This is a genomic window from Donghicola mangrovi (assembly GCF_013377535.1).
Lineage (GTDB): Bacteria > Pseudomonadota > Alphaproteobacteria > Rhodobacterales > Rhodobacteraceae > Donghicola > Donghicola mangrovi.
Window position 1 is genome coordinate 406,951 of the sequence record NZ_JABCJE010000001.1, and the last position, 24,192, is coordinate 431,142.

Sequence of the window (24,192 nt, forward strand, 5' to 3'; positions counted from 1 at the left end):
TGAAAAAACCGACGTGACGTTACGGACACCAAGCACACTTGCAACGTTGTTTTGAGCGGTCCATCCTCTGGCGGAAATCGCAGGAGACATCCAAATGGAAGTTAAAAAGGTCGGCATTGTCGGCGCAGGTCAAATGGGTAACGGCATCGCCCACGTGTTTGCGCTGGCCGGATACGACGTGCTTCTGAACGACATCTCGCAGGAAGCGCTGGATCGCGGCGTAGCAAACGTGCGCAAGAACCTTGACCGTCAGGTCAGCCGCGAGAAAATCTCGGCCGAGGAGCGTGACGTCGCCATCGCCCGCATCTCGACGACCCTGCAGCTGACCGATCTGGGACAGACCGATCTGGTCATTGAGGCCGCGACCGAGCGCGAGACCGTCAAGGTCGCGATCTTTGAGGATCTGGTGCCCCATCTGCAGCCCCACACGATCCTGACGTCGAACACCTCGTCGATCTCGATCACGCGTCTGGCCAGCCGCACCGACCGCCCCGAGAAGTTCATGGGTTTCCACTTTATGAACCCTGTGCCGATCATGCAGCTGGTGGAACTGATCCGCGGGATCGCCACTGACGAAGAGACCTATAAGACCTGTCTGGGTGTGGTCGAGAACCTTGGGAAAACCGCCGCAAGCGCCGAGGATTTCCCTGCGTTCATCGTAAACCGCATCCTGATGCCGATGATCAACGAGGCGGTCTATACCCTGTACGAAGGCGTCGGCAACGTGCGCTCGATCGACGAGTCGATGAAGCTGGGGGCCAACCACCCGATGGGCCCGCTGGAACTGGCGGATTTCATCGGTCTGGACACCTGTCTGGCGATTATGAACGTGCTGCACGACGGTCTGGCGGACACCAAGTACCGCCCCTGCCCCCTGCTGACCAAATACGTCGAGGCGGGCTGGCTGGGCCGCAAGACCCAGCGGGGCTTCTACGATTACCGCGGGGAAACGCCGGTTCCGACACGTTGATCTTCAAACGGGCCTTCGGGCCCGTTTTGTTTTCGTGCGGTGGTCTGGCGTGGTGAATGCGGAGGGGACGCGCCGCCTCCGGCGGGGGTATTTTTACCAAGCTGAAGGTGGGGGCGTTTTAGTTTGCCGGCAGCTTGGGGGCGGGTTTGTCGAGCGACAAGTCGGCGTCCGAGAAGGTGACCGGAGTACGCACACCGGGGACCCCCTCGGGGGTGATTTTCATGCCGCGCGCGATGACTTGGGGGTCGGCAAAGACCTCAGCCATGGTGTTGATCGGGCCGGCGGGGACACCGTGGGTTTCGCAGGCGGCAAGGAGATCGGTTTTGGGCCATTTCGCCACGAGACCGGATAGGGCACCGTCCAAAGCGGAGCGGTTTGCCACACGCTCGGGGTTCGTACTGAACCTTGGGTCAGACCCCAATTCCTCAACGCCGAGCAGCGTGCAAAACCGCTGAAACTGGCCGTCGTTCCCCACCGCAATGATCAGGTGGCCATCGGCGCAGGCAAAGACCTGATAGGGCGCGAGGTTGGGGTGGGCGTTTCCAAGGCGTGTAGGAGATTGGCCTGTTGCCAGATAGTTCATGGCTTGGTTCGCCATAACCCCCACGGCCACGTCAAACAGCGCCAGATCCAGATGCTGCCCTTGCCCCGTACGGTCGCGCTGGTACAAGGCGGCGAGGATTGCGTTGCTGGCATAGAGGCCAGTAAAGATGTCGGTGACCGCCACGCCGACTTTCATCGGTTGGCCTTCGGGATCGCCGGTCACGGACATCAGGCCGGACATGCCTTGGATGATGTAATCATAGCCCGCGCGGTTGGCGTAGGGGCCGGTTTGGCCAAACCCGGTGATCGAGCAATAGACCAGACGCGGGTTCACCTGACGCAGGCTGTCATAGTCCAGCCCGTATTTCTGTAGCCCGCCGACCTTGAAATTCTCGATCAGAACGTCGGCGTCTGCGACCAGTTTGCGGACCGTCTCTTGGCCTTCGGGGGTGCGGAAATCGGCGATCAGGGACTGTTTGCCCCGATTGCAGCAATGGAAATACGCGGCGCTTCGGTCGCCATCCCGCTCAATGAACGGGGGGCCCCATTTGCGGGTGTCGTCGCCTTCGGGGCTTTCGACCTTGATGACCTCGGCACCGAAATCGGCCAAGAGCTGACCGGCCCAAGGGCCGGCCAGAATGCGCGCCAGTTCAACGACTTTGACACCGGCAAGCGGCGAGGTCATTTCGCTGCGGCCACGGCTTCGTCAAGCTTAACGGCGAATTCCTCGTAGGTGCTGTTCGGGAACTTCTCGCCGTTGATGATAAAGGTCGGGGTGCCGGTGATGCTGTCTTTGGCATCGTTGGCCTGATACCAGTCGACCAGCGCCTGTGCGGTGGCAGCGTCGGACATGCAGACGTCAAGCTGCTCGTCGTTCAGACCGGCGATCTTGCCGAATTTGCGCAGGTCGGTGACCATTTCCACCGGATCTTTCTTGTGCGCCCAGTCAGACTGGTTCTCGTAGATCAGGTCCACAATGCCGAAGTAGCGCAGGGGGCCGCCGCAACGCGCGATCATCGAAGCCCAGAGGCCGGGACGGTCGAAATACGCTTCGCGGAAGATCAGGCGGACTTTGCCGGTGTCGATGTAGTTCTTCTTGATCTCTTTCAGGGGGCCGGTGTGGAAGTTTTTGCAGTGCGGGCAAGTGAACGACGCATATTCCACCATTGTGACCGGTGCATCGGCAGAGCCCATGACCATCTCGACCACTTCGACTGGCTTGGCTTCGGTCTCGGCTGCGGGGGCGTCGGCGGTGGTCTCTTCGGCGATCGCGGCTGCGGGCAGCAACGAAGAAGAGGTTTCCGGCGTGCTGGTCAGCCAGAATGCGCCCCCAAGGACAGCACCTGCAAGCAGGACGGATGCGAACAACTTACGGGTCATTTAAGGCCTCTCGTTTTGGGTCTTGTTCTTTAGGTAAACGTTCTGCGCCAGGCGTTCCAGCGCGGCGCGCAGCCCCTCGTCCCCGACATCGGCGGCCGTTTGAGCGGCGGCCGCGCGGATTTCCGGCGTGGGCAGGGGCTTTGACTTTTTGGGCATGTGGCCGAACTGGGCCTGCCCCTCGGCAAAGCCGGTGGGCGCAGTTTGCGTGATGTAGACCCGCGCAATCGCGTTGTAGCCATAGCAGGCGTTCACGCGGTTGCGGATGGTGTCCTTTTGCATTTCCAGCATCGGGGCGTTCGCGCCGGTGGTCAGCAGGGTCAGGGTCGCGCCCATCCCCTGACGGCCATAACCGACCTTCACGGGGCGGGCGATGCTGGCGATATCTTCGCCCACAACCTCGGACCAGTGGGTCAGCAGACGCGCCACGGCAAAGCCGCGCTTTTCGCCAACCTGGCGAATCTGCGTCGTCAGCAGATTGCTGGTGCGGGCAAAGCCGCGTGTCGAGGGCTGGCGTGGGGCCATGGGTCTTGCATCCTTCTGTCAGGCACTATTCTAGTGACACGCGCCCCGAGGGCCAGAGCCCTGTTGGCACAAAGGATAAAGAATGCGTGACACTTCTGCGATCCCCGTTCCGAAACCTGAAACATTGCTGGACTGGTACGACCGCCATGCCCGCAAGATGCCTTGGCGTGTGGGGCCTGCAGAGCGCAAAGCGGGTGTAATGCCCGACCCCTATCGCATCTGGATGTCCGAGGTCATGCTGCAGCAAACCACGGTTGCGGCGGTGCGCGAGTATTTCCTGAAGTTCACGGATAAATGGCCCCGTGTCAGTGACTTGGCCGCAGCGGCGGATGCCGATGTCATGGCCGCGTGGGCGGGGCTAGGGTACTATGCCCGTGCGCGGAACCTGCTGAAATGCGCCCGCGCGGTGGCAGCCGATTATAACGGCGTGTTCCCCCAGACCTATGCGGAGCTGCTGAAATTGCCCGGCGTTGGCCCCTATACGGCGGCGGCGGTAGCCTCGATCTCGTATGATGAACCGGCTGTGGTGGTCGACGGAAACGTCGAGCGGGTGATGTCCCGCGTGTTCAACGTGCTGACCCCGCTGCCCGATGCGAAACCGGAACTGACGGCGCTGGCCGCCAGCCTGACTCCCCAAGACCGCCCCGGCGACTATGCGCAAGCAGTGATGGATTTGGGCGCCACGATCTGCACGCCCCGCAATCCGGCCTGTGGCCTGTGCCCGTGGCGGGACAATTGCGTGGCGCGTCTGCAAGGCACCCCCGCCGATCTGCCCCGCAAAAAGCCCAAGAAAGTAAAGCCCAAGCGCCGCGGCATCGCCTATATCGCCCGCCGTGTGGACGGGGCCTATCTGCTGGAAACGCGGCCCGAAAGCGGGCTTTTGGGCGGGATGCTGGGGTGGCCCGGATCGGACTGGACAGAATCGGACCCCACCCCCGCGCCCCCGATCCGCGCCGAATGGAAAACCCTGAACGCCGAGGCGCGGCACACCTTCACCCATTTCCACCTGAGCCTGACGGTCCTGACTGCCCTTGTCCCGATGGAACGTCAGCCCGAGCGCGGCGAATTCATCCCCGCTGAAGAGTTCGACCCGAAATCCCTGCCCACGGTCATGCGCAAGGCCTATGACCTGACGGACAGCGGCAGAACGTGAAATTGACTACTGTGGATAAGGGCTTAGGCTGCGAGGAACCGTCCGAGGAGCCGACCATGATTCCCGCAGTACAAGTGTCCCGTTTTTCCCGCGCCCTGCCCTTTTGGCTGCCGGCGCTGCTGCTGCCGCTGGCATGGTTCTGCGCGGTCACGGGGGGCTTGGCGATTCTGCTGATGCCGATCGTGACGTGGTATATGTTCAGCGTTCTGGACGCCGTGGGCGGGCTGGAAACGGACAACGCCGATCCCGACACGCCCGAATCGGACCTGTTCTGGTACCGCGCGATCACCGTCATGTGGCCGCCCCTGCAATTCGCGACCCTGTTCGGGATGATCTGGTACGTCACCCGCGCCGATCACCTGAACACGCTGGAAAGCATTCTGATGTTCTTTGGCGTCGGGGTGATTACGGGGACCATCGGGATCACCTATTCCCACGAGCTGATGCACCAGAAAAACGCCAAGGAACGGTGGCTCGGGGATATCCTACTGGCGATGGTGATGTACTCGCACTTCCGCAGCGAACACCTGCGCGTTCACCACATCTATGTCGGCACACCCAAAGACCCCGTCACTGCCCGCTATAACGAGGGCTTCCACCGGTTCTTCCCCCGCGTGCTGCGCGAATCTCTGGTGTCGTCGTTTAAGGCGGAAAAGGCGATGCTGTCCCGCCGAGACCTGCCGTGGACCCACCAATCCAATCCCTTCTGGCGCTATTGGGCGCTGCAGGCGGCAATGTTGGTGCTGGCGTTCGTGATCGGCGGATGGGCGGGGCTTGGCCTGTTCCTGTACCAAGCGTTCATCGCGATCTGGCAGCTGGAAGTGGTGAACTATGTGGAACACTACGGCCTGACCCGCAAACATCTGGGGGACGGCAAGTACGAGCACGTCAAACCGCACCACAGCTGGAATGCCTCGCACAAGGGGACGAACTGGCTGCTGATCAACCTGCAGCGTCATTCGGACCACCATTACAAACCCGACCGGCGCTTCCCCCTGCTGCAGAACTATTCCGAGGATGAGGCCCCGCAGCTGCCCCACGGGTACCCGCTCATGACGATGGGCGCGATGATCCCCAGCTATTGGCGGCGGGTGATGAATCCCAAAGTGCGGGAATGGCGGGCCAAGTATTACCCCGAGATCGAGGACTGGAAGCCCTATAACAAAGGGCAGAACCCCCTGCCCCGTTAACGGTGCTCGCGGATATATTTGATGACGTCTTCGGCGAACGCGCCAACGGCGAGGAAGAAGAACCCCGCGCCGATAAAGATGTAGCCGGATGTGAATAGCTTGCCCGCAGGCGTGACCGGCACCAGATCACCGTAGCCGACGGTGGAAATCGTGATGACCGAGAAATAAAGGGCTTGGATAAATCCCCAGCCTTCGATGTGCATGTAGATAACAGAGGCAATCGACACCAAAAGCAGGTTCACGGAAAACAATGCCAGAACCAGTTGGTGTGTGAACGCTTCGTAGATGGCCCGAAGCAGGCGGATGTAGGCATTCAAAAGCTGCATCATCGCCCCGAAAAAGCGCCCCGCCGCGAATGGGATTACCAGCGGGGCGAAGTTGAGACCGCGTCTGACAAAGGAACGCGGTCGCAGGCAACTGGAGTTGCTTGTTAGAGGTTAGTTGGTCCGGCCTTCCATTTCGGCGCGGATTTGCTGGCGCAGCACATCGATCGGAATGATCTGGCCGTCACGCTTGAAGTGCCAGTAAGTCCAGCCGTTGCAGCTGGGAGCACCTTCGTAATGCGCGCCGACCTGATGGATCGAGCCCTTGAAATCCTTGCCGACCAGAGTGCCATCCGCACGGACAATCGCCTTGTAGCGGTTGCCCGCCGAATACAGCTCGTCGCCGGGCTGGAGCATGCCACGCTCGACCACTTGGCCGAACGGAACACGGGGGGCTGCGCGCTTCGACGTGGACACCTCGAGGGCGGTCTTGTCGAAGGGTTTGACTTGGGCGATGCGCTCTTCGGCGATGGCGCGATAGGTTTCTTCGCGCTCGATCCCGATGAAGTCACGGCCAAGCATCTTGGCAACAGCGCCGGTGGTGCCGGTGCCAAAGAACGGGTCCAGAATAACGTCGCCCGGATTGGTGCTGCCGACGATCACGCGGTGCAGCAGGCTCTGGGGCTTCTGGGTGGGGTGCGCCTTGTTGCCATCAACGTCCTTCAGACGTTCGTGGCCGGTGCAGATGGGCAGAACCCAGTCGGAACGCATTTGCACGCCTTCGTTCAGGGCCTTCAGGGCCTCGTAGTTGAAGGTGTACTTGGCGCCCTCGGATTTCGAGGCCCAGATCATGGTTTCGTGGGCGTTGGTCAGACGTTTGCCGCGGAAGTTCGGCATGGGGTTCGACTTGCGCCAAACCACGTCGTTCAGGATCCAGTAACCGGTGTTCTGGAGCGCCGCACCAACGCGGAAAATGTTGTGATAGCTGCCGATGACCCAGATGGCGCCATTCGGCTTCAGCAGACGGCGGGCCGCAGCGAGCCAACCACGCGTAAATTCATCATACGCTTGGAAGCTGTCAAACTGGTCCCAATGATCGTCAACCGCGTCTACCTTGCTGTTGTCGGGGCGGCTCAGCTCACCACGCAATTGCAGGTTATACGGGGGATCCGCAAAGATCAGGTCGACACTGTTTTCGGGAAGGGAGTTCATCAACTCGATGCAGTCGCCGCCCAAAATAGTGTTCCTAGGAAGCGCGCACCGCGCGTCCTTGTGGAGATTCTTTGTCATTTTTATCTGCCTCTAACCGTGGCGCTTGTTGCGCTCTAGTTGTGGATAAAAATGTGGGAAACCTGAGGGTAGGTCAATTTCTTTTTTGAATCAGGAAGTTAAGTTTTTGCCTTGATACAAGATATTGTGGATAGGTTTGAAGGTACGCCTATGGTGCTCTGTTGCGCCCAAAACCGTAAGTGCATCCATGTGAGCCTTGGAACCATAGCCTGCATTCTTCTCCCAGCCGTAGCCGGGGAACTGCTGCGCAAGGTCACGCATGATGGCATCGCGGTGTTCTTTCGCAATGATAGAAGCCGCCGCGATCGAAACCGACCGGCTGTCCCCTTTAACGATGCACTCCGAGAAGCCATTGAGTTCAGGCGGTATTTTGTTGCCGTCAATTAATAGATGGGCCGGTTTACGGGGCAAGGCTTCGACCGCGCGGCGCATGGCAAGGAAGCTGGCCTGCAAGATGTTGATCTCGTCAATCTCCTGCACCGAGGCGATTCCGATGCCCCACTCGGCCTTTTCCAGAATCACGTCCAGAATCGCGGCGCGGCGTTTGGCGGTCAGCTTCTTGGAATCATTCAGACCCTCGGGAATGTCGTCGGGGTTCAGAATCACAGCGGCCGCCACCACGGGACCGGCCAGCGGGCCGCGACCCACCTCGTCCACGCCAGCTACGGGAATCAAACCGCGCGCCATCGCAGCGCGTTCGAAGGAATCGTCGGGATAGGCTTTCTCTGTCATGGGACGCATGTGGCCCCTGCCCCCGAAACCCCGCAAGCACAAAAAATGGCGGACCTGAAGGCCCGCCAGTCCGGTCGTCACACCAATGGAAGGGGGATCAGCGGCGTGACAACTCGACCCCGTTCTTGCTTAGGCAACGGGGCTCGTATCCACGGACGTTGCCGTCCTTGATCCGGACCGAGCGGAAGCATTCGTTCGGCAGATCGCGCAGGCGCACGCCAGCGTTGTCCAGACAGCTCAGACCGTAGATGACCTGATCGCCGCGGGGGCTATCGACCACCTTCAGGCAGCTGCGCGGCAGCGCCTTGGAGCGCTGGGGCTGCTGGTACTGGGGGCGCTGCGAATGGTGCGCGGGCGGCTGGATATAGTCCCAACGCTGGGGCGCGGGCTGCTGCCACCGGTCGTGCACCGGATAGGGCTGGTACTGGGTGTGCTGGTCGCGCTCGTTCTTGTACTTCTCTTTGTACTTCTGGGCCTGCTCTTCGGCCTCGTTCGCGCGGTTGGCGTTATTTACCGCCAGCGCGATACCGGCCAGCGCCGCGATTCCCGCCAGCGTCCGGAGGGCCTGATCATTCTCGGCGGCTTGGACGGGGTGCACAGCACCAGCGGTCAACAGGGCGACCGAAAGGGTCAGGGTGCTCAGGGCTTTGCGCATCTGTTTCATGGGTTCGTCTCCGTTAGGGGCGTTTGGCCGTGTCTTGATGGGGCCAATCTGGAGCCAACCTCGAAAGTCTAGCAATATCATCGGGTTGATATCGAATAACGACACCCCGTGACGCCATTGTTATTGCATAACACGCGGCGGATCGGGCAGTTTGGTGCCATGAAACACATCATCCTCGCCCTCGGGCTTCTGGCCCTGGCCGTCCCTGCTCAGGCGGCGTGCTATGCCGACTACAAGGCCAAGAAAGACAATCCCCTGCGACTGGCCTATGGCGTGACGCAGGTCTCTGGCGAATGCACCAAGCAGAACGCCGCAAGCAAACTTGCGCCCAAGCTCCAGCGAGACGGCTGGACGTTGCTGAGCATCGTTGGCACGTTCGACGAATCTGGTCTGGAACAACGCAAGGGCGCCGCGGGTGATTTCTTCCTTCGCTACTAAAGGGAACCGGATCGTCTGGATCGGTCTGGGTATCGTGATCGCCATTCTGGCGGTCGCGGCGTGGTTCCTGATTCTGAACCTGCCCGACGCGAACGCATTCAACGCGCAGGTCGAGCGGATCTTTATCGAGAACGACACCCTGACGGGCCGCGCCGATCTGAAGCTTTTGGAGATTCTGGCCCAGTCCGGCACCGCGTTCTCGGACACGCTGGCCAGTTACCGGATGGTGATCTTTGTGCTGCTGGTATTTTCCTGCGCGATGCTGCTGTCGGCGCTGGTGTTTCTGGTCCTTCTTACCACGATGGGCCGCCGCATGGCACAGGTCGAACGATCCGGCATTCAGGTGCGCTCGTTGGTGATCCAGCGGAACGAGAACATGGTTTACCTGAACGACATGGGCTTCAAACTGACCCCTGCGGCCATCGAAACCCTGTCCGTTCTGGCCGAGGCGCGCATGGACGACGACATCCTGTCCGGCTCCGAGATCGAAGGCATGATCAGTGGCAAACCCTCCGCCGACTGCGAAGAGGCCGCGGGCGCCACCAGAATCAAGCGCCTGCGCGATGCGTTGGGCAACCAGATGGTCAGCGAACTGCTGGTCCGCAGCATCGCACGTCGGGGCTACATGTTGTCAGTGGCCAAGGACGCGATCGACGTGCGTTAGTCGCGGAAACGCCCGAACTTGAGCCCGTATTCCTCTAGCACCTGACGCAGCCCTCCGTAGGGCTGCATTTCGTCTGACAACATAAAAAACAACTTCATCATCAGCCAAGCGAACACAAGGCGATAGGTCCACAGAAAGACCCGACCAAGTCTGGTCGTGGGCTTGCCGAAGTACCGTTCAGGGATGAACCAGAGCTGGTTCTTAATTTTCAGCCGCTCGTTTTTCCAATGGCCGGCTTCCACTATTTTCTCACTGAGCTTGCTCAAGCCCTTCCCTCAAATCTTGCAGAACAAATACCCCTGGAACCGCGAACATACGGCGAGGGTGACGTACAGGGCGCAGCATATAAACGGCACCCTGCACACGTAAAACAGCCCCTCAGAAAAACGCCTGAAGCCCCGTCTGCGCCCGCCCAAGGATCAGCGCGTGCACGTCGTGGGTGCCTTCATAGGTGTTCACCGTCTCGAGGTTGATCATGTGGCGGATCACTTGAAACTCGCCGCTGATCCCGTTGCCGCCGTGCATGTCGCGGGCGTGGCGGGCGATATCGAGGGCCTTGCCGCAGTTGTTGCGTTTGATCAGGCTGATCATCTCGGGCGCGGCTTTGGCGTCGTCCATCAGGCGGCCCACCTGTAGCGCGGCCTGCAGGCCAAGGGTGATTTCGGTCTGCATATCCGCCAGTTTCTTCTGGAACAGCTGGGTCTGCGCGATGGGCCGGTCGAACTGTTTGCGATCCAGACCGTATTGGCGGGCGGCGTGCCAGCAGAACTCTGCGGCCCCCATCACCCCCCAAGCAATCCCGTAACGCGCACGGTTCAGGCAGCCGAACGGCCCCTTCAGCCCCTCGACATTCGGCAGCAAAGCATCCTCGCCGACCTCAACGCCATCCAGAACGATCTCGCCGGTGACGCTGGCACGCAGAGACAGCTTGTTCCCGATCTTGGGGGCGGACAGGCCGGGCGTGCCTTTTTCCAGAACAAAACCTTTGATCTTGCCGCCATGGGCCTCGGATTTCGCCCAAACGACGAAGACATCGGCGATCGGGCTGTTCGAGATCCACATCTTGGACCCCGTCAGGCGGTAGCCATTCGCGGTTTTCTCAGCGCGGGTTTTCATGCCGGCGGGGTCACTGCCCGCGTCAGGCTCGGTCAGACCAAAACAACCGATCAACTCGCCACTGCACAGACCGGGCAGGTATTTGCGGCGCTGTTCCTCGGTGCCGTAGGCGTAGATCGGGTAGATCACCAGCGAGGACTGCACCGACATCATGCTGCGATAGCCTGAGTCCACACGCTCCACTTCACGCGCGATCAAGCCGTAGGACACATAGGACGCCCCCAGACCGCCGTATTCCTCGGGCAAGGTCGCGCCCAACAAACCGGCCTGCCCCATTTCGCGGAAAATCTCGGGCTCCACACGCTCTTCCTCGAAAGCCGCCACGACGCGAGGCTGCAACCGGTCCTGCGCAAAGGCATGGGCCCCGTCCCGCAGCATCCGTTCCTCTTCGGTCAGCTGGGTTTCCAAGAGCAGCGCATCGGCCCAGTCAAAAGAGGCCAGCGACGGCGAATCCTTGGGTTTCAGAGTGGCTTCGGTCATCGGTGTCCCCCCGTGAATTGAACAACTGGTCAGTAAGCTGTCCTGCGCGCACCACTTTGTCCAGTGTGACATAGCCCGGGCGCCTACCGATTTCTCATGAGGTGATGACGGGCGGAAAACACATGGTGACCCCGACTGGATTCGAACCAGTAACCTGCCCCTTAGGAGGGGGCTGCTCTATCCTGTTGAGCCACGGGGCCACGCGCGCCCTCTTGTCGCCAAAACGGCGGGGTTGCGCAACCCTGATTGGTTCGCACTGGACACCGAGGCCGCGAGGGGGAAAGATGAGGGGAATTCAACATACGGAACGGCCATGACCAATACCCCGACGCGCCCGCTTACCCTGCGTGATGTTTCCGAAGCTTCCGGCGTCTCCGAAATGACTGTCAGCCGCGTGCTGCGCAACCGTGGCGATGTTTCCGAAGCCACCCGCGAACGGGTTCTGAAGGCCGCACGGGAACTGGGGTATGTTCCGAACAAGATCGCAGGCGCGCTTGCCAGCCAACGGGTTAATCTGGTGGGCGTGGTCATTCCCAGCCTGTCGAACATGGTGTTCCCGAATGTCATGACCGGCATTAGCGAAGTCCTCAGCCAGACCGATCTGCAACCGGTGGTTGGGGTCACCGACTATAACCCCGAAACCGAAGAACGCGTTCTCTACGAGATGCTGTCGTGGCGTCCCTCGGGGATGATCATCGCAGGTCTGGAGCACTCGGACGCCGCCCGCGCGATGCTGGTCGCCGCAGGAATTCCGGTGGTCGAGATCATGGATGTGGACGGAAAATGCGTGGATAGCATGGTTGGCATCTCGCACCGCCGCGCTGGCCGCGAGATGGCGCAGGCCATTATCAAGCAGGGATACAGCCGGATTGGCTTCCTTGGCACCAAGATGCCGATGGATCACCGGGCCCGAAAGCGCTTTGAAGGGTTCACCGAAGCCCTGGCAAAGGCAGGAATCGAAATCGCGGATCAGGAATTCTACTCGGGCGGGTCAGCCCTGCTTAAGGGTCGCGAGATGACCCAGGAGATTCTGGAGCGCACCCCCGACCTCGACTTCATCTATTACTCTAACGATATGATCGGTGCGGGCGGCATGTTGTGGCTGCTGGAACAGGGCATCGACATCCCTGGCCAGATCGGTTTGGCAGGCTTTAACGGGGTCGAACTGCTGGACGGTTTGCCGCGCCGCTTGGCCACAATGGACGCCTGCCGCAAGGATATCGGCCGCAAAGCCGCAGAAATCATTGCAGCGCGGAACGACGCGGATGCACCCGATCCGGAGAGAATCGTTGAACTGACGCCGAAAATCTCGTTTGGCGATACGCTCAAAAGGTACTAACACGACAAAAGTGCAAAAACCTTTGCATTACGTTAGGTCACCTTACCAATACTGCTCCGAAGGTATTATAGACTTTGGAAAGAATCCCGCATATACAGGTTTGCAAGATCGTCGAGTGTAAGACGATCCAGTACCGAGTTTTCTGTTACCGTTATCGAGTGACTGGTTATTGAAGCAAGAGCGGCTTCAGTAAGTTTAGGAATGGCCCGACCATCGTGTCGGGTCATTTTCATTTCTGCCCCCCCTATCCCGAAACAGTCCGTGACAATGGCCCGCAAAGCCTTGATCATTCCGAACAGGAATAAGGTCGAGCCAAGGCGTCACAACATTCTGCCTCTCTGCCATGCTAGGCCATTCCAAATGACCTGCCGCAGATAGAGGTTTGCTATGACCGATCCCCGCTTTGCCCACCCCGATGACATCCGCAGCCGCTTTTCCGCAGCGATGTCCGCGATGTATCGCACCGAGGTGCCCGCCTACGGGACGCTGATGCAGATCGTGTCGGACGTGAATGACGGAGTTCTGGCGGCAAATGCGGGCCTCAAGGCCGATCTGGAAAACACCGATCAACTGGCCCGCATCTCCGAGGAACGCCACGGTGCGATCCGCCTTGGCACACCCGCAGAGCTGTCTACCATGCGCCGCCTTTTTGCGGTGATGGGGATGGCGCCCGTTGGCTACTATGACCTGACCGAAGCCGGCGTGCCCGTGCATTCCACCGCCTTTCGCCCCGTGGGCGAGGCCGCCCTGCGCCGCAACCCGTTCCGCGTCTTCACTTCGCTCCTGCGTCTGGACCTGATCGAGGACGCAGACCTGCGCGAAACGGCCCAAACCGTTCTGGACGCCCGGCAGATCTACACCCCCCGCTGTCTGGAGCTGATCGATCTGGCCGAGCAAAACGGCGGCCTGACCGAAGCCGAGGCTGATGAGTTTGTGGCCGAAGCCTTGGAAACCTTCCGCTGGCACCCCGAGGCGAATGTCAGCGCCGACCTTTACAAGCAACTCCATGATGCGCACCGCCTGATTGCTGACGTGGTGTCCTTCCGCGGGCCGCACATCAACCACCTGACGCCGCGCACGCTGGACATCGACCGCGTACAGGACCTCATGCCCGAATACGGCATCGCGCCCAAAGCCGTCGTCGAAGGCCCCCCGCGCCGCGAACACCCCATTTTGCTGCGTCAAACCAGCTTCAAAGCCCTGTCCGAAGCAGTGAATTTCGACGGCATCCCCGGTTCGCACACCGCACGGTTCGGAGAGATTGAAGCCCGCGGTCAGGCCCTGACTCCCAAGGGCCGCGCCCTCTATGACCAGCTTCTGACCGAGACGCGCCAGAAATGCCTGCCCGCAGGGGACGGCTCGAACGCCGATGCCTACATGACTGCGCTGCAAGACACCTTTGCCGCATTCCCCGACGATCTGACCGCCATCCGCGAACAGGGTCTGGGTTACTTCGAATGGTCCCTGACCGGCAAAGGCACCGCTGGCCAGATCACCGAGACCGACCCCGAGGCCCTGCTTGCCGCCGGTTACCTGCGCATCGACCCCATCGTTTACGAAGATTTCCTGCCCGTCAGCGCCGCTGGTATCTTCCAATCGAACCTAGGCGACGACTCGGCCCAAGAATTCACCGCCAGCCCCAACCAGCAGCGGTTCGAGACCGACCTTGGCGCGACCGTTCTGAACGAATTCGACCACTACCAGCAGATCGAGGACCAGTCCCGCATCCGCTGCGTTACCATTTTGACCACCGGCGCCGCCGCCGCAGAGTGACGCGCCACCCCTTCCCCTCCGAAGGCCCAACAGAAGAGAGCAAGAATGACCCTTTCCAACGCTGCCGCAGAGATTCTGTCGAAACTCGGCGTAGATCAGGCCGCCTACACCGGTGGCACGCTGGCCAGCTACAGCCCCGTCACCGGCGAGCAGACGGGCGCCCTGCCCGAAGCCACTGTTGAGGCTGCGACCGCCGCCATCGCCACCGCCAAGCAAGCGTTCAAAGCATGGCGCATGGTCCCCGCCCCGCGCCGCGGCGAACTGGTCCGCCTGTTCGGCGAGGAACTGCGCGCCGCCAAGGATGATCTGGGCCGTCTGGTGTCGATCGAGGCGGGCAAGATCCCGTCCGAGGGCCTAGGCGAAGTGCAAGAGATGATCGACATCTGCGATTTCGCTGTGGGCCTGTCCCGTCAGCTCTATGGCCTGACCATCGCGACTGAGCGCCCCGGTCACCGCATGATGGAGCAGTGGCACCCGCTTGGTGTGGTCGGCGTAATCTCGGCCTTCAACTTCCCCGTGGCGGTCTGGTCGTGGAACACCGCACTGGCGCTGGTCTGCGGCAACTCGGTCGTGTGGAAACCGTCTGAAAAATCGCCCCTGACCGCGCTGGCCTGCGACGCGATCTTGAAGCGCGCTCTGGCCCGCTTTGGTGACGCGCCCGAAGGTCTGACCCAAGTCCTGATCGGCGGCGCCGATGTGGGCAACGCACTGGTCGAAAGCCCCGATGTCGCGCTGATCTCGGCCACTGGCTCGACCCGCATGGGCCGCATCGTCGCCCCCAAAGTGGCGGCGCGTTTTGGTCGCTGCATCCTCGAGCTTGGCGGGAACAACGGCGGGATCGTCTGCCCCTCGGCTGATCTGGACATGACCCTGCGCGCGGTCGCATTCGGCGCGATGGGCACCGCAGGCCAACGCTGCACCACCCAGCGCCGCCTGTTTGTCCATGAAACCGTTTACGACGATCTGGTCCCCCGCCTGATCAAAGCCTTCGAATCCGTCAGCGTCGGCAATCCGCTGGAAACCAGCGCCTTGGTCGGCCCGCTGATCGACAAGGCGGCCTTTGACAACATGGAGAAATCACTGGCCGAGGCCAAAGCTGCCGGTGGCACCGTCCACGGCGGGGGCCGCGTGGATACGGGCGCGGAAAACGCCTATTACGCCCGCCCGGCCATCGTAGAAATGCCCAGCCAGTGCGGCCCGATGATGGAGGAAACCTTTGCCCCCATCCTGTACGTGGTCAAATACACCAACTTCGAAGACGCGATCGAGGCGCACAACGCCGTCGCAGCTGGCCTGTCCTCGACCATCTTCACCACGGACCTGCGGGAATCAGAGATGTTCCTGTCGGCGGCGGGCAGCGACTGCGGCATCGCCAACGTGAACATCGGCACCTCTGGCGCGGAAATCGGCGGGGCCTTTGGTGGCGAGAAGGAAACCGGCGGCGGCCGCGAATCCGGCTCGGACGCTTGGAAGGGCTACATGCGCCGCGCGACAAACACGATCAACTACTCGCGCGAGCTGCCGCTGGCGCAGGGCGTGAAGTTCGACATCTGATGATGGGGGCGCCTTCGGGCGCCCTTTTCCTTTGGCGTGTGGGCGCGGCTCCCCTACCCTGCGGGAAAGGGGGACCATCATGCGCGCATTCGACGACATCTACGCCATCGCCGCAGACCGCAAAGGCGGCCCAGAGGCGCTGGAGGCCCTGCTCTCCTGCCCCAAGTCCCCCGCAGAATTAACCGCGATTCCCGATGACCGCTGGCTGTCCATGATGGCGCGCTGCCTGTTTCAGGCGGGCTTCAACTGGAAGGTCATCGATTCGAAGTGGGAGGGCTTCGAAGCCGCGTTTGACGGGTTCGACGTGGGCCGCGTGGCCTTTTACCACGACGAGGACATGGACCGCCTGCTGTCGGACAAACGAATCGTGCGCAACGGGGCCAAGATCGCCGCTGTCATCGACAACGCGCGCTTTCTGTCTGATCTGAGCCGCGACCACGGCAGCGCCGCGCGATTCTTTGCGGACTGGCCGAACGACGACCTGCACAGCCTGCACCAACTGATCGCCAAGCAAGGCGCGCGGCTGGGGGCGGCCACAGGGCAGCGCTTCCTGCGGTGGATGGGGCGCGACACATATATACTGTCAACGGACGTGGTGGCACGGCTGGTGGCCGAGGGTATCGTCCCGAAACAACCGACATCGAAACGGGATCTGGCGGCGGTGCAACAGGCGTTCAAAACCTGGTCGCAGCAATCGGCGCGCGGCATGACGCAGATCAGCCAGATATTGGCGTTCAGTGTTTGATTTCTTGGTAAGTGGTGAGCCGTGCAGGATTCGAACCTGCGACCCACTGATTAAAAGTCAGTTGCTCTACCAACTGAGCTAACGGCCCACTTGAGGCGTTCCTCTAAGGGGTAGGCGCACGGGGGTCAAGCGCATAATCGGAAAAAACTGAACTCTTTTTCGGGGATGCCCGCAGTGGGCGAAAGACACACCGAACCCGTTGATAAAAACGGGAAAACAGTGATGTCTTGGAGGTAAGTGGTGAGCCGTGCAGGATTCGAACCTGCGACCCACTGATTAAAAGTCAGTTGCTCTACCAACTGAGCTAACGGCCCACTTAGGGGGCCTCCTCTAGGGGGTTCCGGCGGGGCGGTCAATAGAGAAATACAAACTTTTTGTGTCACCCGCTGGATTCATTCCCATGGCAGGCGTATATGCCCGCTCATGCAGACACAGACCGCTTCCTCCGGCCTGCCCTTCATGAAAATGCACGGGCTAGGCAACGACTTCGTTGTGATCCACGGCACTGACATCCCCGATGGGCTGTCGGAAACGCTCGTGCGTGCGATTGCCCACCGCAATACCGGCGTCGGCTTTGACCAGCTTACCGTGATCGCGGAATCGGACCGCGCCGATGCGCGTCTGGTGTTCTACAACGCGGACGGATCGCTGTCGGCGACCTGCGGCAACGCCACCCGCTGCATCGCGCGCCACCTGATGGACGTGCGCGGCGTGGACCGTCTGGTGCTGGAGACCGAGCGCGGCCTCTTGCATTGCGAGGATGCCGGAAATGGCATGACCCGCGTGAACATGGGCGCGCCCCTGCTGGCGTGGAACGAAATCCCGATCGCGCAGGACATCGACACGCTGCACCTGCCGATCGACGGGTATCCCGTGGGCACCGGCATGGGCAACCCGCACTGCACCTTCTTTGTTGCGGATGCCGAGGCAGTCGATCTGGCCACCTTTGGGCCCCCGATGGAGCATCACCCCCTGTTCCCCCAGCGTACCAACGTTCAGGTCGCGCACCTGATCGGCCCTGACCACCTGCGGATGCGGGTGTGGGAACGTGGCACCGGCATCACCATGGCGTCCGGGTCGTCCAGCTGTGCGACCGCTGTAGCCGCTGCCCGCCGTGGCATCACCGGCCGCAAGGTCCGCATCAGTCTGGATATCGGCGATCTGGTCATCGACTGGCGCGAAGACGGCGTCTGGATGGAAGGGCCGACCGCCCACGTGTTCAGCGGCACCTTCACCCGTGAATTCCTTGAGGCGCACAATGGTTGATGTGCCCAAGTTCACCACTCTGGGCTGTCGTCTGAACGCCTATGAAACCCACGCGATGGAAGAGCTGAGCCGTCAGGCCGGCCTGTCCAACGCGCATGTGGTGAACACCTGTGCCGTCACCGCCGAGGCCGTCCGCAAGGCCCGTCAGGAAATCCGCCGCATCCGCCGCGAGAACCCCGACGCCAAGATCATCGTCACCGGCTGCGCCGCGCAGACCGAGCCCGAGACCTTTGCCGAGATGGAAGAGGTCGACCACATCATCGGCAACACCGAAAAGATGCAGGCCGAGACGTGGAACGGGCTGGCCAAAGGCCCGAATTTCATCGGCGAGACAGAGCGCGTTCAGGTGGACGACATCATGTCCGTCACCGAAACCGCTGGCCACCTGATCGACGGCTTCGGCACCCGCAGCCGCGCCTATGTGCAGGTTCAGAACGGCTGCGATCACCGCTGCACCTTCTGCATCATCCCCTTTGGCCGCGGCAATTCACGGTCCGTCCCTGCGGGCGTCGTGGTGGACCAGATCAAGCGCCTGGTGGATCGCGGCTATAACGAAGTCGTTCTGACCGGCGTGGACCTGACCAGTTGGGGCGCCGACCTGCCCGCCACCCCCAAACTGGGGGATCTGGTGCTGCGCATCCTGAAACTGGTGCCCGACCTGCAGCGCCTCCGAATCTCTTCGATTGATTCCATCGAGGTGGACGAGGCCCTGATGCAAGCCATCGCGACCGAACCGCGCCTGATGCCCCACCTGCATCTGTCTCTGCAGCACGGCGACGACCTGATTCTCAAGCGCATGAAGCGCCGCCACCTGCGCGACGATGCCATCCGTTTCACCGAGGAGGCGCTGAAACTGCGCCCCGAGATGACTTTTGGCGCGGATATCATCGCGGGCTTCCCCACCGAATCCGACGCGCACTTTGAAAATTCGCTGAAACTGGTGGATGACTGCCAGCTGACGTGGCTGCACGTGTTCCCCTATTCGCCCCGCCAAGGCACCCCCGCCGCGCGGATGCCCCAAGTGAACGGCAAAGCGATCAAGGAACGGGCAGCGCGACTGCGCGACGCAGGGGACCGCCGCGTCCAGCTGCATCTGGCCGCCCAAATGGGCCGTGAGCACTCGATCCTGCTTGAAAACCCGCGCATGGGCCGCACCGAGCAGTTCACCGAAGTCCTGTTCGACACCGACCAACCCGAAAGCCAGATCGTGCTCGCCATGATCCGTGGCATCGACGGGGACAAGCTGCTGGCCTGACCCCTGCGCTGGCGCAGATGTGAGCCTGTCTGCGCCAAAAGAATCGGCTGTTTCAAAAACCATCTGCTAGACTGCCCGAAATTCCGGCAGGAGGAGCAGGGATGGCATTACCTTTGGCAGCAACGGTTCTATTGCGTTACGGCGCGGTCGCTTTGGCGGCCTATGCGGCGGCCCGGCGGCTGCCCGAAGCCACTCGCTCCCAACCTTTGGAAGATGCTTTGGACCACCTGCCCGAGGGCATGACCTTTCGCGAAGATATCGCGAATGGCGAACGGCATATGACTGGCCGGTTTCGCCGCGTGGTCCGGTTCGGGAACACCAACAAAGGGTTCGAAATCGACGGAACCCTCATCGGACGGCTAAAGGTACGCAAACTATGGCAATGACACTTTTCACCTCCCCGACCTCGCCTTTTGTGCGCAAAGTCAGGGTAATGCTGCACGAAACCGGCCTGCTGGAGCACACCACGCAGGTGGACGTTAAGGCCAATCCGCTGGGCTCTGACCCCACAATTCTGGCCGTCAATCCGGTGGGCAAGATCCCCGCCCTGCAGCGAGAAGAAGGTCCCGCCATCTACGACAGCCGCGTGATTTCGCGCTATCTGAACGCGCGGGCTGGCACCGACCTCTACCCCGACGCCCGCATCTGGGAGGTCCTGACGCTGGAGGCCAGCGCCGACGCGATCATGGAGGCGGCTGTTTTGGTGCTCTATGAAAAGCGCCTTCGCCCCGAGCCGCTGGAATCATGGGTGACTGGCCAGCAGACCAAGATTTTCAACGGCCTCGACGTGCTAGAATCACGCTGGATGAGCCACCTGAACGGGCCCCATGATGCGGGCCAGATCGCGGTCGGTGTGGCCTTGGGTTATCTGGATTTTCGTTTCGACTCATGGAACTGGCGGGCAGATCGCCCTGCCTTGGCCGTGTGGGCAGATAAATATCTGCAGCGCCCCGCAATGCAGGCAACTGCACCGCACGACTGATTCCCCCGAAAGCCCCGTTTTTACGGGGCTGACACCCGCCTTGATGTGGTCATCTGACGCAGTGCGCTTGATTTAAGGCAGATTGGACCAGTTTTGCGACCACACAAGCGGCAGGTGTGCGCGAATGTCCGCTGGACGGATGCTCACTCTCTCGTTAATTAGCGCGTGATGACAAGGGCTACGGGCTTTCCGTGGCCCAAATCTGTATCGGCTCGGCTGCTTCTCCAACGTTTTCCGGGGTTCGGTCGGCAAGAGAATGGAGAAACCTCGTGTCCCACGCAGAAGACCACGAAGGCACCCGCAGAGATTTCCTCTACTACGCCACTGCTGGCGCCGGTGCCGTGACCGCAGGTGCCGCGATCTGGCCCCTCGTGAACCAGATGAACCCCTCGGCAGATGTTAAAGCACTGTCGTCGATCCGTGTGGACGTGAGCGCCCTCGAGGTCGGCTCGCAGATGACCGTGCTGTGGCAGGGTAAGCCGGTGTTTATTCGCCGTCGTACCGCAGCAGAGATCGAAGCGGCACGTGCCGTCGAGATGAGCGACCTGATCGACACCAACGCGCGTAACGAAAACGACCCGGCGGATGCGCTGGCGACCGACGCCAACCGCGCAATGGACGAAAGCGGCGAATGGCTGCTGATGATGGGCGTATGTACTCACCTGGGCTGCGTGCCTCTGGGTGATGGTGCTGGCGACTTTGGCGGCTGGTTCTGCCCCTGCCACGGTTCGCACTACGACACCGCTGGCCGTATCCGCAAAGGACCCGCGCCGCAGAACCTGCACATCCCCGTTGCCGAGTTCGTGGACGATGCCACGATCAAGCTGGGTTAAGGGAGAGGAGATTTAACTATGTCGGGTATCCCACACGACCATTACGAGCCGAAGTCCGGCTTCACCAAAGCGGTCAACAGCCGTCTGCCGATCATCGGCCTGCTGTATGACACCCTGATGATCCCCACCCCCAAGAACCTGAACTGGATGTGGATCTGGGGCATCATCCTGACTTTCTGTCTGGCTCTGCAGATCGTTACCGGCGTTGTTCTGGTAATGCACTACACCCCCCACGTCAGCCTGGCGTTCGCTTCGATCGAACACATCATGCGTGACGTGAACGGCGGCCACTTTATCCGCTACCTGCACATGAACGGCGCGTCGCTGTTCTTCACCGCTGTGTACCTGCACATCTTCCGCGGCCTGTTCTACGGCTCGTACAAGGCACCCCGCGAGATCACCTGGATCGTCGGCATGCTGATCTACCTGCTGATGATGGGCACCGCGTTCATGGGCTACGTTCTGCCCTGGGGCCAGATGTCGTTCCACGGTACCGCAGTTATCACCGGTCTGTTCGGCGCGATCCCCTTCATCGGTCCGGACATCCAGACCTGGCTGCTGGGTGCATCGGCTGTTGGTCAGCCCGCTCTGAACCGCTTCTTCTCGCTGCACTACCTGCTGCCCTTCCTGATCGCGGGTCTGGTTGTCGTCCACATTTGGGCGTTCCACCACACCGGCAACAACAACCCCTCGGGTGTTGATGTGCGCCGCACCTCGAAAGCCGAAGCAGAAAAAGACACTCTGCCCTTCTGGCCCTACTTCGTGATCAAGGACCTGTTCGCTCTGGCAGTTGTTCTGGCCGTGTTCTTTGCAGTTGTCGGCTTCATGCCCAACTACCTTGGCCACCCCGACAACTACATCGAGGCGAACCCGCTGGCGACCCCGTCGCACATCGTTCCCGAATGGTACTTCCTGCCCTTCTACGCAATTCTCCGCGCGTTCGACGCATCGGTCTGGGTTGTGCAGCTGGCCAGCTTTGTGACCTTCGGCATCGTTGACGCGAAGTTCTTCGGTGTTCTGGCGATGTTCGGCGCGATTGCTGTGATGGCTCTGGCCCCCTGGCTGGATACCTCGAGCGTTCGTTCGGGCCGCTACCGTCCCGCCTTCAAGTGGTGGTTCCGCCTGCTCTGCGTGGACTTCATGGTCCTGATGTGGGCCGGTTCGATGCCCGCCGAAGGCATCTACCCCTACATCTCGCTGCTTGGTGCAACCTACTGGTTCGCGTACTTCCTCGTTGTTCTGCCGCTGCTGGGTATTTTCGAAAAGCCCGAAACCCCCGTTGCGACCATCGAAGAAGACTTCAAAGCGCATTACGGCAAGTCGGCTGACGCCACCCCTGCCGAGTAAGAAAGGTGACCACAATGATCCGGAAACTGACCCTTACGGCGATCGCTACTCTCGGCCTTATGGCCGGGGGTGCACAGGCCTCGGGCACCACTGCCCACGTCGAGGACTTCCAGTTCTCGTTCGAAGGCCCCTTTGGCTCGTACGACCAGAACCAGCTGCAGCGCGGTCTGAAGATCTTCACCGAAGTATGCTCGGCATGCCACGGTATGAAGTATCTGCCCTTCCGTTCGCTGGGTGACGAAACCGGTCCGGGCCTGCCCGAAGACCAGGTTCGTGCCTATGCTGCGAACTTCGAAGTCACCGACGCTGTCACCGGCGAAGACCGTCCTGCGACCCCCGCAGACAAATTCCCGGCGAACACCGGCGTTGGCGCGCCTGACCTGTCGCTGATGGCCAAAGGCCGCGCGGGCTTCCACGGCCCCATCGGTCTGGGTATCAACCAGATCGTCAAAGGCATGGGCGGCCCCGAGTACATCGCGTCGCTGCTGTCTGGCTATCACGAGACCCCCGAGTGCGCCCCCGAGGGCTTCCCGGGTTACTACAACGCTGTTTTCGCAGCGGGTGGTTTCCCCGAGGAGTGCAAGGACGAGCACGGCAACCACACTGTCCCCGGCAGCTGGATCGGCATGACGCCCCCGCTCTCCGGCGAGGATGTCGAGTTTGACGACGGCCACTCGAACGAACTGCACCACGAAGTACAGGACGTTGCTGCATTCCTGATGTGGGCTGCCGAGCCCAAGATGATGCAGCGCAAGACCGCTGGCCTGACCGGCGTGATCTTCCTGACCGTTCTGGCGGTTCTGCTGTACCTGACCAACAAGCGCATTTGGGCGCCGGTCAAATACGGCCGCAAAGACGACTAATCGTCCGCGCATCGCATAAAAAGCCCCGTCAGAGCGATCTGGCGGGGCTTTTCTTTGGGGCGAGCAGGCCAAACAAAAAAGGCCGGTCCATTGCGACCGGCCCTTTTGGCATTCCCGAGGGGATGGATCAGTCTTCCATCGCCTTGATCATGTCGACGCGCAGACCGTGACGGCCGCCTTCGAACTCGGTCGACAGGAAGGCATCAACGATTTCCAGCGCCAGACCCAGACCAACCACGCGGGCGCCCATCGACAGGATTTGCGCGTCGTTGTGCGCGCGGATCATCTTGGCCGAGAAGGTCTCGTTGCAGACGCCGCAGCGGATGCCTTTGACCTTGTTCGCGGCCATCATGATGCCCTGACCGGTGCCGCACAGGATGATGCCCAGATCGCAATCGCCCGACGCAATCTTCTGCGCCGCCGCCTCCCCCATCGAGGGGTAGTGCACGCTGTCAGGAGTGGTCGGGCCGATGTCGACGGCCTCGTAGCCTTGGTCGGTGATGTGCTTGGCGATGGCCTGGCGCAGCTCGATCGCGGCGTGGTCGCTGGACAGGACGATGCGTTTCTTGGCGGTCATGGGCAGATCTTTCGCTAGAAAATGGGTTGGGGCGGGCATCAGCCTGCCTTTCATTCAAACCCTTAGGCGGAACCGACGATTTTGGCAAATGGCGCATCGGCGCACCCGCATTTGCCTTGCCGCACCGTGCGCGCCATCCTACGCTACCTCCAGCCTTTCCATGTGCGGCTAGGGTTCCGCTGCGGTTTTCGCAGGCTGGTCCGAGCGCCGATATGAGCCGTTGGCAGACACCCAAGGATTAAAAGACCAGAGG

At 61.2% G+C, this 24,192-nt stretch carries 26 protein-coding genes and 3 tRNA genes; 16 read left to right on the forward strand and 13 right to left on the reverse strand.

Annotation, left to right across the window (positions count from 1 at the left end):
* The first annotated feature begins 94 nt into the window (after positions 1-94).
* The gene (locus HJ536_RS02155) at positions 95-970 is read left to right on the forward strand and encodes a 3-hydroxybutyryl-CoA dehydrogenase (protein WP_176852656.1); all 876 of its coding nucleotides are present in this window, start codon (positions 95-97) and stop codon (positions 968-970) included.
* A gap of 118 nt (positions 971-1,088) precedes the next feature.
* Here the strand turns inward: HJ536_RS02155 and HJ536_RS02160 are convergent, their stop codons facing one another.
* From HJ536_RS02160 to HJ536_RS02170, 3 genes are read right to left on the reverse strand one after another with little or no spacing between them, the layout of a single operon-like run.
* Positions 1,089-2,198 (reverse strand): CaiB/BaiF CoA transferase family protein, encoded by a 1,110-nt coding sequence (locus HJ536_RS02160; RefSeq protein WP_177156499.1) that lies wholly within the window; start codon positions 2,196-2,198, stop codon positions 1,089-1,091.
* Positions 2,195-2,893, reverse strand: coding sequence for a DsbA family protein (locus HJ536_RS02165; protein WP_177156500.1), 699 nt, complete (start codon positions 2,891-2,893; stop codon positions 2,195-2,197). The genes HJ536_RS02160 and HJ536_RS02165 overlap by 4 nt, the downstream gene beginning before the upstream one ends.
* Positions 2,894-3,415: a DUF721 domain-containing protein gene (locus HJ536_RS02170; RefSeq protein WP_177156501.1), complete on the reverse strand. Its 522-nt coding sequence runs from the start codon at positions 3,413-3,415 to the stop codon at positions 2,894-2,896.
* A gap of 82 nt (positions 3,416-3,497) precedes the next feature.
* Between HJ536_RS02170 and mutY the strand changes: the two genes are divergently transcribed.
* Positions 3,498-4,568 (forward strand): A/G-specific adenine glycosylase, encoded by a 1,071-nt coding sequence (gene mutY, locus HJ536_RS02175; protein ID WP_177156502.1) that lies wholly within the window; start codon positions 3,498-3,500, stop codon positions 4,566-4,568.
* Between the two features lie 56 nt (positions 4,569-4,624).
* A complete protein-coding gene (locus tag HJ536_RS02180) occupies positions 4,625-5,758 on the forward strand; it encodes an alkane 1-monooxygenase (protein ID WP_177156503.1) in 1,134 nt (377 codons plus the stop codon).
* On the opposite strand, the gene HJ536_RS02185 is transcribed toward HJ536_RS02180, so the two are convergent.
* The 4 genes from HJ536_RS02185 to HJ536_RS02200 form a co-directional block, all read right to left on the reverse strand.
* Positions 5,755-6,084 carry a potassium channel family protein gene (locus tag HJ536_RS02185; RefSeq protein ID WP_228028330.1) on the reverse strand — a complete coding sequence of 110 codons (330 nt, stop codon included), beginning with the start codon at positions 6,082-6,084 and terminating at the stop codon, positions 5,755-5,757. The two genes, HJ536_RS02180 and HJ536_RS02185, sit on opposite strands and share 4 nt — an antisense overlap.
* 111 nt (positions 6,085-6,195) lie before the next feature.
* Positions 6,196-7,311: a site-specific DNA-methyltransferase gene (locus HJ536_RS02190; protein ID WP_176852649.1), complete on the reverse strand. Its 1,116-nt coding sequence runs from the start codon at positions 7,309-7,311 to the stop codon at positions 6,196-6,198.
* Positions 7,312-7,401: 90 nt separating this feature from the next.
* Positions 7,402-8,043: a ribonuclease HII gene (locus tag HJ536_RS02195; RefSeq protein ID WP_177156504.1), complete on the reverse strand. Its 642-nt coding sequence runs from the start codon at positions 8,041-8,043 to the stop codon at positions 7,402-7,404.
* A gap of 97 nt (positions 8,044-8,140) precedes the next feature.
* The gene (locus tag HJ536_RS02200) at positions 8,141-8,707 is read right to left on the reverse strand and encodes a hypothetical protein (RefSeq protein WP_177156505.1); all 567 of its coding nucleotides are present in this window, start codon (positions 8,705-8,707) and stop codon (positions 8,141-8,143) included.
* A gap of 159 nt (positions 8,708-8,866) precedes the next feature.
* On the opposite strand from HJ536_RS02200, the gene HJ536_RS02205 reads away from it, so the two are divergent.
* Both HJ536_RS02205 and HJ536_RS02210 read left to right on the forward strand, forming a co-directional pair.
* Positions 8,867-9,145: a hypothetical protein gene (locus HJ536_RS02205; protein ID WP_176852646.1), complete on the forward strand. Its 279-nt coding sequence runs from the start codon at positions 8,867-8,869 to the stop codon at positions 9,143-9,145.
* A complete protein-coding gene (locus HJ536_RS02210) occupies positions 9,123-9,809 on the forward strand; it encodes a winged helix-turn-helix domain-containing protein (protein ID WP_338081953.1) in 687 nt (228 codons plus the stop codon). The genes HJ536_RS02205 and HJ536_RS02210 overlap by 23 nt, the downstream gene beginning before the upstream one ends.
* Here the strand turns inward: HJ536_RS02210 and HJ536_RS02215 are convergent.
* The 3 genes from HJ536_RS02215 to HJ536_RS02225 all read right to left on the reverse strand — a co-directional run bounded on the left by HJ536_RS02215 (position 9,806) and on the right by HJ536_RS02225 (position 11,605).
* Positions 9,806-10,075 carry a hypothetical protein gene (locus HJ536_RS02215; protein WP_177156506.1) on the reverse strand — a complete coding sequence of 90 codons (270 nt, stop codon included), beginning with the start codon at positions 10,073-10,075 and terminating at the stop codon, positions 9,806-9,808. The genes HJ536_RS02210 and HJ536_RS02215 overlap by 4 nt on opposite strands.
* A 112-nt stretch (positions 10,076-10,187) precedes the next feature.
* Complete coding sequence (locus HJ536_RS02220) at positions 10,188-11,405, reverse strand: acyl-CoA dehydrogenase (RefSeq protein WP_177156507.1); 1,218 nt, start codon at positions 11,403-11,405, stop codon at positions 10,188-10,190.
* Between the two features lie 123 nt (positions 11,406-11,528).
* Positions 11,529-11,605 (reverse strand) — tRNA-Arg (locus tag HJ536_RS02225).
* A gap of 113 nt (positions 11,606-11,718) precedes the next feature.
* On the opposite strand from HJ536_RS02225, the gene HJ536_RS02230 reads away from it, so the two are divergent.
* The 4 genes from HJ536_RS02230 to HJ536_RS02245 all read left to right on the forward strand — a co-directional run bounded on the left by HJ536_RS02230 (position 11,719) and on the right by HJ536_RS02245 (position 16,816).
* Positions 11,719-12,744: a LacI family DNA-binding transcriptional regulator gene (locus HJ536_RS02230; RefSeq protein WP_177156508.1), complete on the forward strand. Its 1,026-nt coding sequence runs from the start codon at positions 11,719-11,721 to the stop codon at positions 12,742-12,744.
* Positions 12,745-13,131: 387 nt separating this feature from the next.
* Positions 13,132-14,517, forward strand: a complete 1,386-nt coding sequence (hglS, locus tag HJ536_RS02235; protein ID WP_177156509.1) for a 2-oxoadipate dioxygenase/decarboxylase HglS — start codon at positions 13,132-13,134, stop codon at positions 14,515-14,517.
* 45 nt (positions 14,518-14,562) lie between these two features.
* Entirely contained in the window at positions 14,563-16,071 is a 1,509-nt protein-coding gene (gene amaB / locus HJ536_RS02240; protein ID WP_177156510.1) for an L-piperidine-6-carboxylate dehydrogenase, read from the forward strand.
* Between the two features lie 79 nt (positions 16,072-16,150).
* A complete protein-coding gene (locus tag HJ536_RS02245) occupies positions 16,151-16,816 on the forward strand; it encodes a DNA-3-methyladenine glycosylase I (protein ID WP_177156511.1) in 666 nt (221 codons plus the stop codon).
* 12 nt (positions 16,817-16,828) lie between these two features.
* On the opposite strand, the gene HJ536_RS02250 is transcribed toward HJ536_RS02245, so the two are convergent.
* Positions 16,829-16,904: transfer RNA gene (locus HJ536_RS02250), tRNA-Lys, on the reverse strand.
* 150 nt (positions 16,905-17,054) lie between these two features.
* Positions 17,055-17,130: transfer RNA gene (locus HJ536_RS02255), tRNA-Lys, on the reverse strand.
* Positions 17,131-17,239: 109 nt separating this feature from the next.
* Between HJ536_RS02255 and dapF the strand changes: the two genes are divergently transcribed.
* The 7 genes from dapF to HJ536_RS02290 all read left to right on the forward strand — a co-directional run bounded on the left by dapF (position 17,240) and on the right by HJ536_RS02290 (position 23,362).
* Positions 17,240-18,082, forward strand: a complete 843-nt coding sequence (dapF, locus tag HJ536_RS02260) for a diaminopimelate epimerase (RefSeq protein WP_177156512.1) — start codon at positions 17,240-17,242, stop codon at positions 18,080-18,082.
* Positions 18,075-19,337, forward strand: a complete 1,263-nt coding sequence (gene mtaB / locus HJ536_RS02265; protein WP_177156513.1) for a tRNA (N(6)-L-threonylcarbamoyladenosine(37)-C(2))-methylthiotransferase MtaB — start codon at positions 18,075-18,077, stop codon at positions 19,335-19,337. The genes dapF and mtaB overlap by 8 nt, the downstream gene beginning before the upstream one ends.
* A gap of 101 nt (positions 19,338-19,438) precedes the next feature.
* Positions 19,439-19,723 carry a hypothetical protein gene (locus HJ536_RS02270; RefSeq protein ID WP_177156514.1) on the forward strand — a complete coding sequence of 95 codons (285 nt, stop codon included), beginning with the start codon at positions 19,439-19,441 and terminating at the stop codon, positions 19,721-19,723.
* Complete coding sequence (locus tag HJ536_RS02275; RefSeq protein WP_176852636.1) at positions 19,720-20,319, forward strand: glutathione S-transferase; 600 nt, start codon at positions 19,720-19,722, stop codon at positions 20,317-20,319. Before HJ536_RS02270 ends, HJ536_RS02275 begins: the two co-directional genes overlap by 4 nt.
* A gap of 269 nt (positions 20,320-20,588) precedes the next feature.
* Positions 20,589-21,152, forward strand: coding sequence for a ubiquinol-cytochrome c reductase iron-sulfur subunit (gene petA, locus HJ536_RS02280; RefSeq protein WP_176852635.1), 564 nt, complete (start codon positions 20,589-20,591; stop codon positions 21,150-21,152).
* 18 nt (positions 21,153-21,170) lie between these two features.
* Positions 21,171-22,499 (forward strand): cytochrome b, encoded by a 1,329-nt coding sequence (locus HJ536_RS02285; RefSeq protein WP_176852634.1) that lies wholly within the window; start codon positions 21,171-21,173, stop codon positions 22,497-22,499.
* Positions 22,500-22,513: 14 nt separating this feature from the next.
* Positions 22,514-23,362 carry a cytochrome c1 gene (locus tag HJ536_RS02290; protein WP_177156515.1) on the forward strand — a complete coding sequence of 283 codons (849 nt, stop codon included), beginning with the start codon at positions 22,514-22,516 and terminating at the stop codon, positions 23,360-23,362.
* Positions 23,363-23,489: 127 nt separating this feature from the next.
* Here HJ536_RS02290 and rpiB read toward each other — a convergent pair whose 3' ends face one another.
* A complete protein-coding gene (gene rpiB / locus HJ536_RS02295) occupies positions 23,490-23,939 on the reverse strand; it encodes a ribose 5-phosphate isomerase B (protein ID WP_176852632.1) in 450 nt (149 codons plus the stop codon).
* Between the last annotated feature and the right edge of the window lie 253 nt (positions 23,940-24,192).

What these genes read in the sequence shown, in the direction of transcription:
- HJ536_RS02275 (WP_176852636.1), top strand. Translation starts at nt 19,720, where the DNA reads ATGACACTTTTCACCTCCCCGACCTCGCCTTTTGTGCGCAAAGTCAGG.
- rpiB (WP_176852632.1), bottom strand. Translation starts at nt 23,939, where the DNA reads ATGACCGCCAAGAAACGCATCGTCCTGTCCAGCGACCACGCCGCGATC.
- HJ536_RS02220 (WP_177156507.1), bottom strand. Translation starts at nt 11,405, where the DNA reads ATGACCGAAGCCACTCTGAAACCCAAGGATTCGCCGTCGCTGGCCTCT.
- HJ536_RS02205 (WP_176852646.1), top strand. Translation starts at nt 8,867, where the DNA reads ATGAAACACATCATCCTCGCCCTCGGGCTTCTGGCCCTGGCCGTCCCT.
- HJ536_RS02285 (WP_176852634.1), top strand. Translation starts at nt 21,171, where the DNA reads ATGTCGGGTATCCCACACGACCATTACGAGCCGAAGTCCGGCTTCACC.
- dapF (WP_177156512.1), top strand. Translation starts at nt 17,240, where the DNA reads ATGCAGACACAGACCGCTTCCTCCGGCCTGCCCTTCATGAAAATGCAC.
- HJ536_RS02200 (WP_177156505.1), bottom strand. Translation starts at nt 8,707, where the DNA reads ATGAAACAGATGCGCAAAGCCCTGAGCACCCTGACCCTTTCGGTCGCC.
- HJ536_RS02170 (WP_177156501.1), bottom strand. Translation starts at nt 3,415, where the DNA reads ATGGCCCCACGCCAGCCCTCGACACGCGGCTTTGCCCGCACCAGCAAT.
- HJ536_RS02230 (WP_177156508.1), top strand. Translation starts at nt 11,719, where the DNA reads ATGACCAATACCCCGACGCGCCCGCTTACCCTGCGTGATGTTTCCGAA.
- HJ536_RS02165 (WP_177156500.1), bottom strand. Translation starts at nt 2,893, where the DNA reads ATGACCCGTAAGTTGTTCGCATCCGTCCTGCTTGCAGGTGCTGTCCTT.
- HJ536_RS02245 (WP_177156511.1), top strand. Translation starts at nt 16,151, where the DNA reads ATGCGCGCATTCGACGACATCTACGCCATCGCCGCAGACCGCAAAGGC.
- amaB (WP_177156510.1), top strand. Translation starts at nt 14,563, where the DNA reads ATGACCCTTTCCAACGCTGCCGCAGAGATTCTGTCGAAACTCGGCGTA.
- HJ536_RS02190 (WP_176852649.1), bottom strand. Translation starts at nt 7,311, where the DNA reads ATGACAAAGAATCTCCACAAGGACGCGCGGTGCGCGCTTCCTAGGAAC.
- HJ536_RS02180 (WP_177156503.1), top strand. Translation starts at nt 4,625, where the DNA reads ATGATTCCCGCAGTACAAGTGTCCCGTTTTTCCCGCGCCCTGCCCTTT.
- mutY (WP_177156502.1), top strand. Translation starts at nt 3,498, where the DNA reads ATGCGTGACACTTCTGCGATCCCCGTTCCGAAACCTGAAACATTGCTG.
- mtaB (WP_177156513.1), top strand. Translation starts at nt 18,075, where the DNA reads ATGGTTGATGTGCCCAAGTTCACCACTCTGGGCTGTCGTCTGAACGCC.
- HJ536_RS02270 (WP_177156514.1), top strand. Translation starts at nt 19,439, where the DNA reads ATGGCATTACCTTTGGCAGCAACGGTTCTATTGCGTTACGGCGCGGTC.
- HJ536_RS02160 (WP_177156499.1), bottom strand. Translation starts at nt 2,198, where the DNA reads ATGACCTCGCCGCTTGCCGGTGTCAAAGTCGTTGAACTGGCGCGCATT.
- HJ536_RS02155 (WP_176852656.1), top strand. Translation starts at nt 95, where the DNA reads ATGGAAGTTAAAAAGGTCGGCATTGTCGGCGCAGGTCAAATGGGTAAC.
- hglS (WP_177156509.1), top strand. Translation starts at nt 13,132, where the DNA reads ATGACCGATCCCCGCTTTGCCCACCCCGATGACATCCGCAGCCGCTTT.
- HJ536_RS02185 (WP_228028330.1), bottom strand. Translation starts at nt 6,084, where the DNA reads ATGCAGCTTTTGAATGCCTACATCCGCCTGCTTCGGGCCATCTACGAA.
- HJ536_RS02195 (WP_177156504.1), bottom strand. Translation starts at nt 8,043, where the DNA reads ATGACAGAGAAAGCCTATCCCGACGATTCCTTCGAACGCGCTGCGATG.
- HJ536_RS02290 (WP_177156515.1), top strand. Translation starts at nt 22,514, where the DNA reads ATGATCCGGAAACTGACCCTTACGGCGATCGCTACTCTCGGCCTTATG.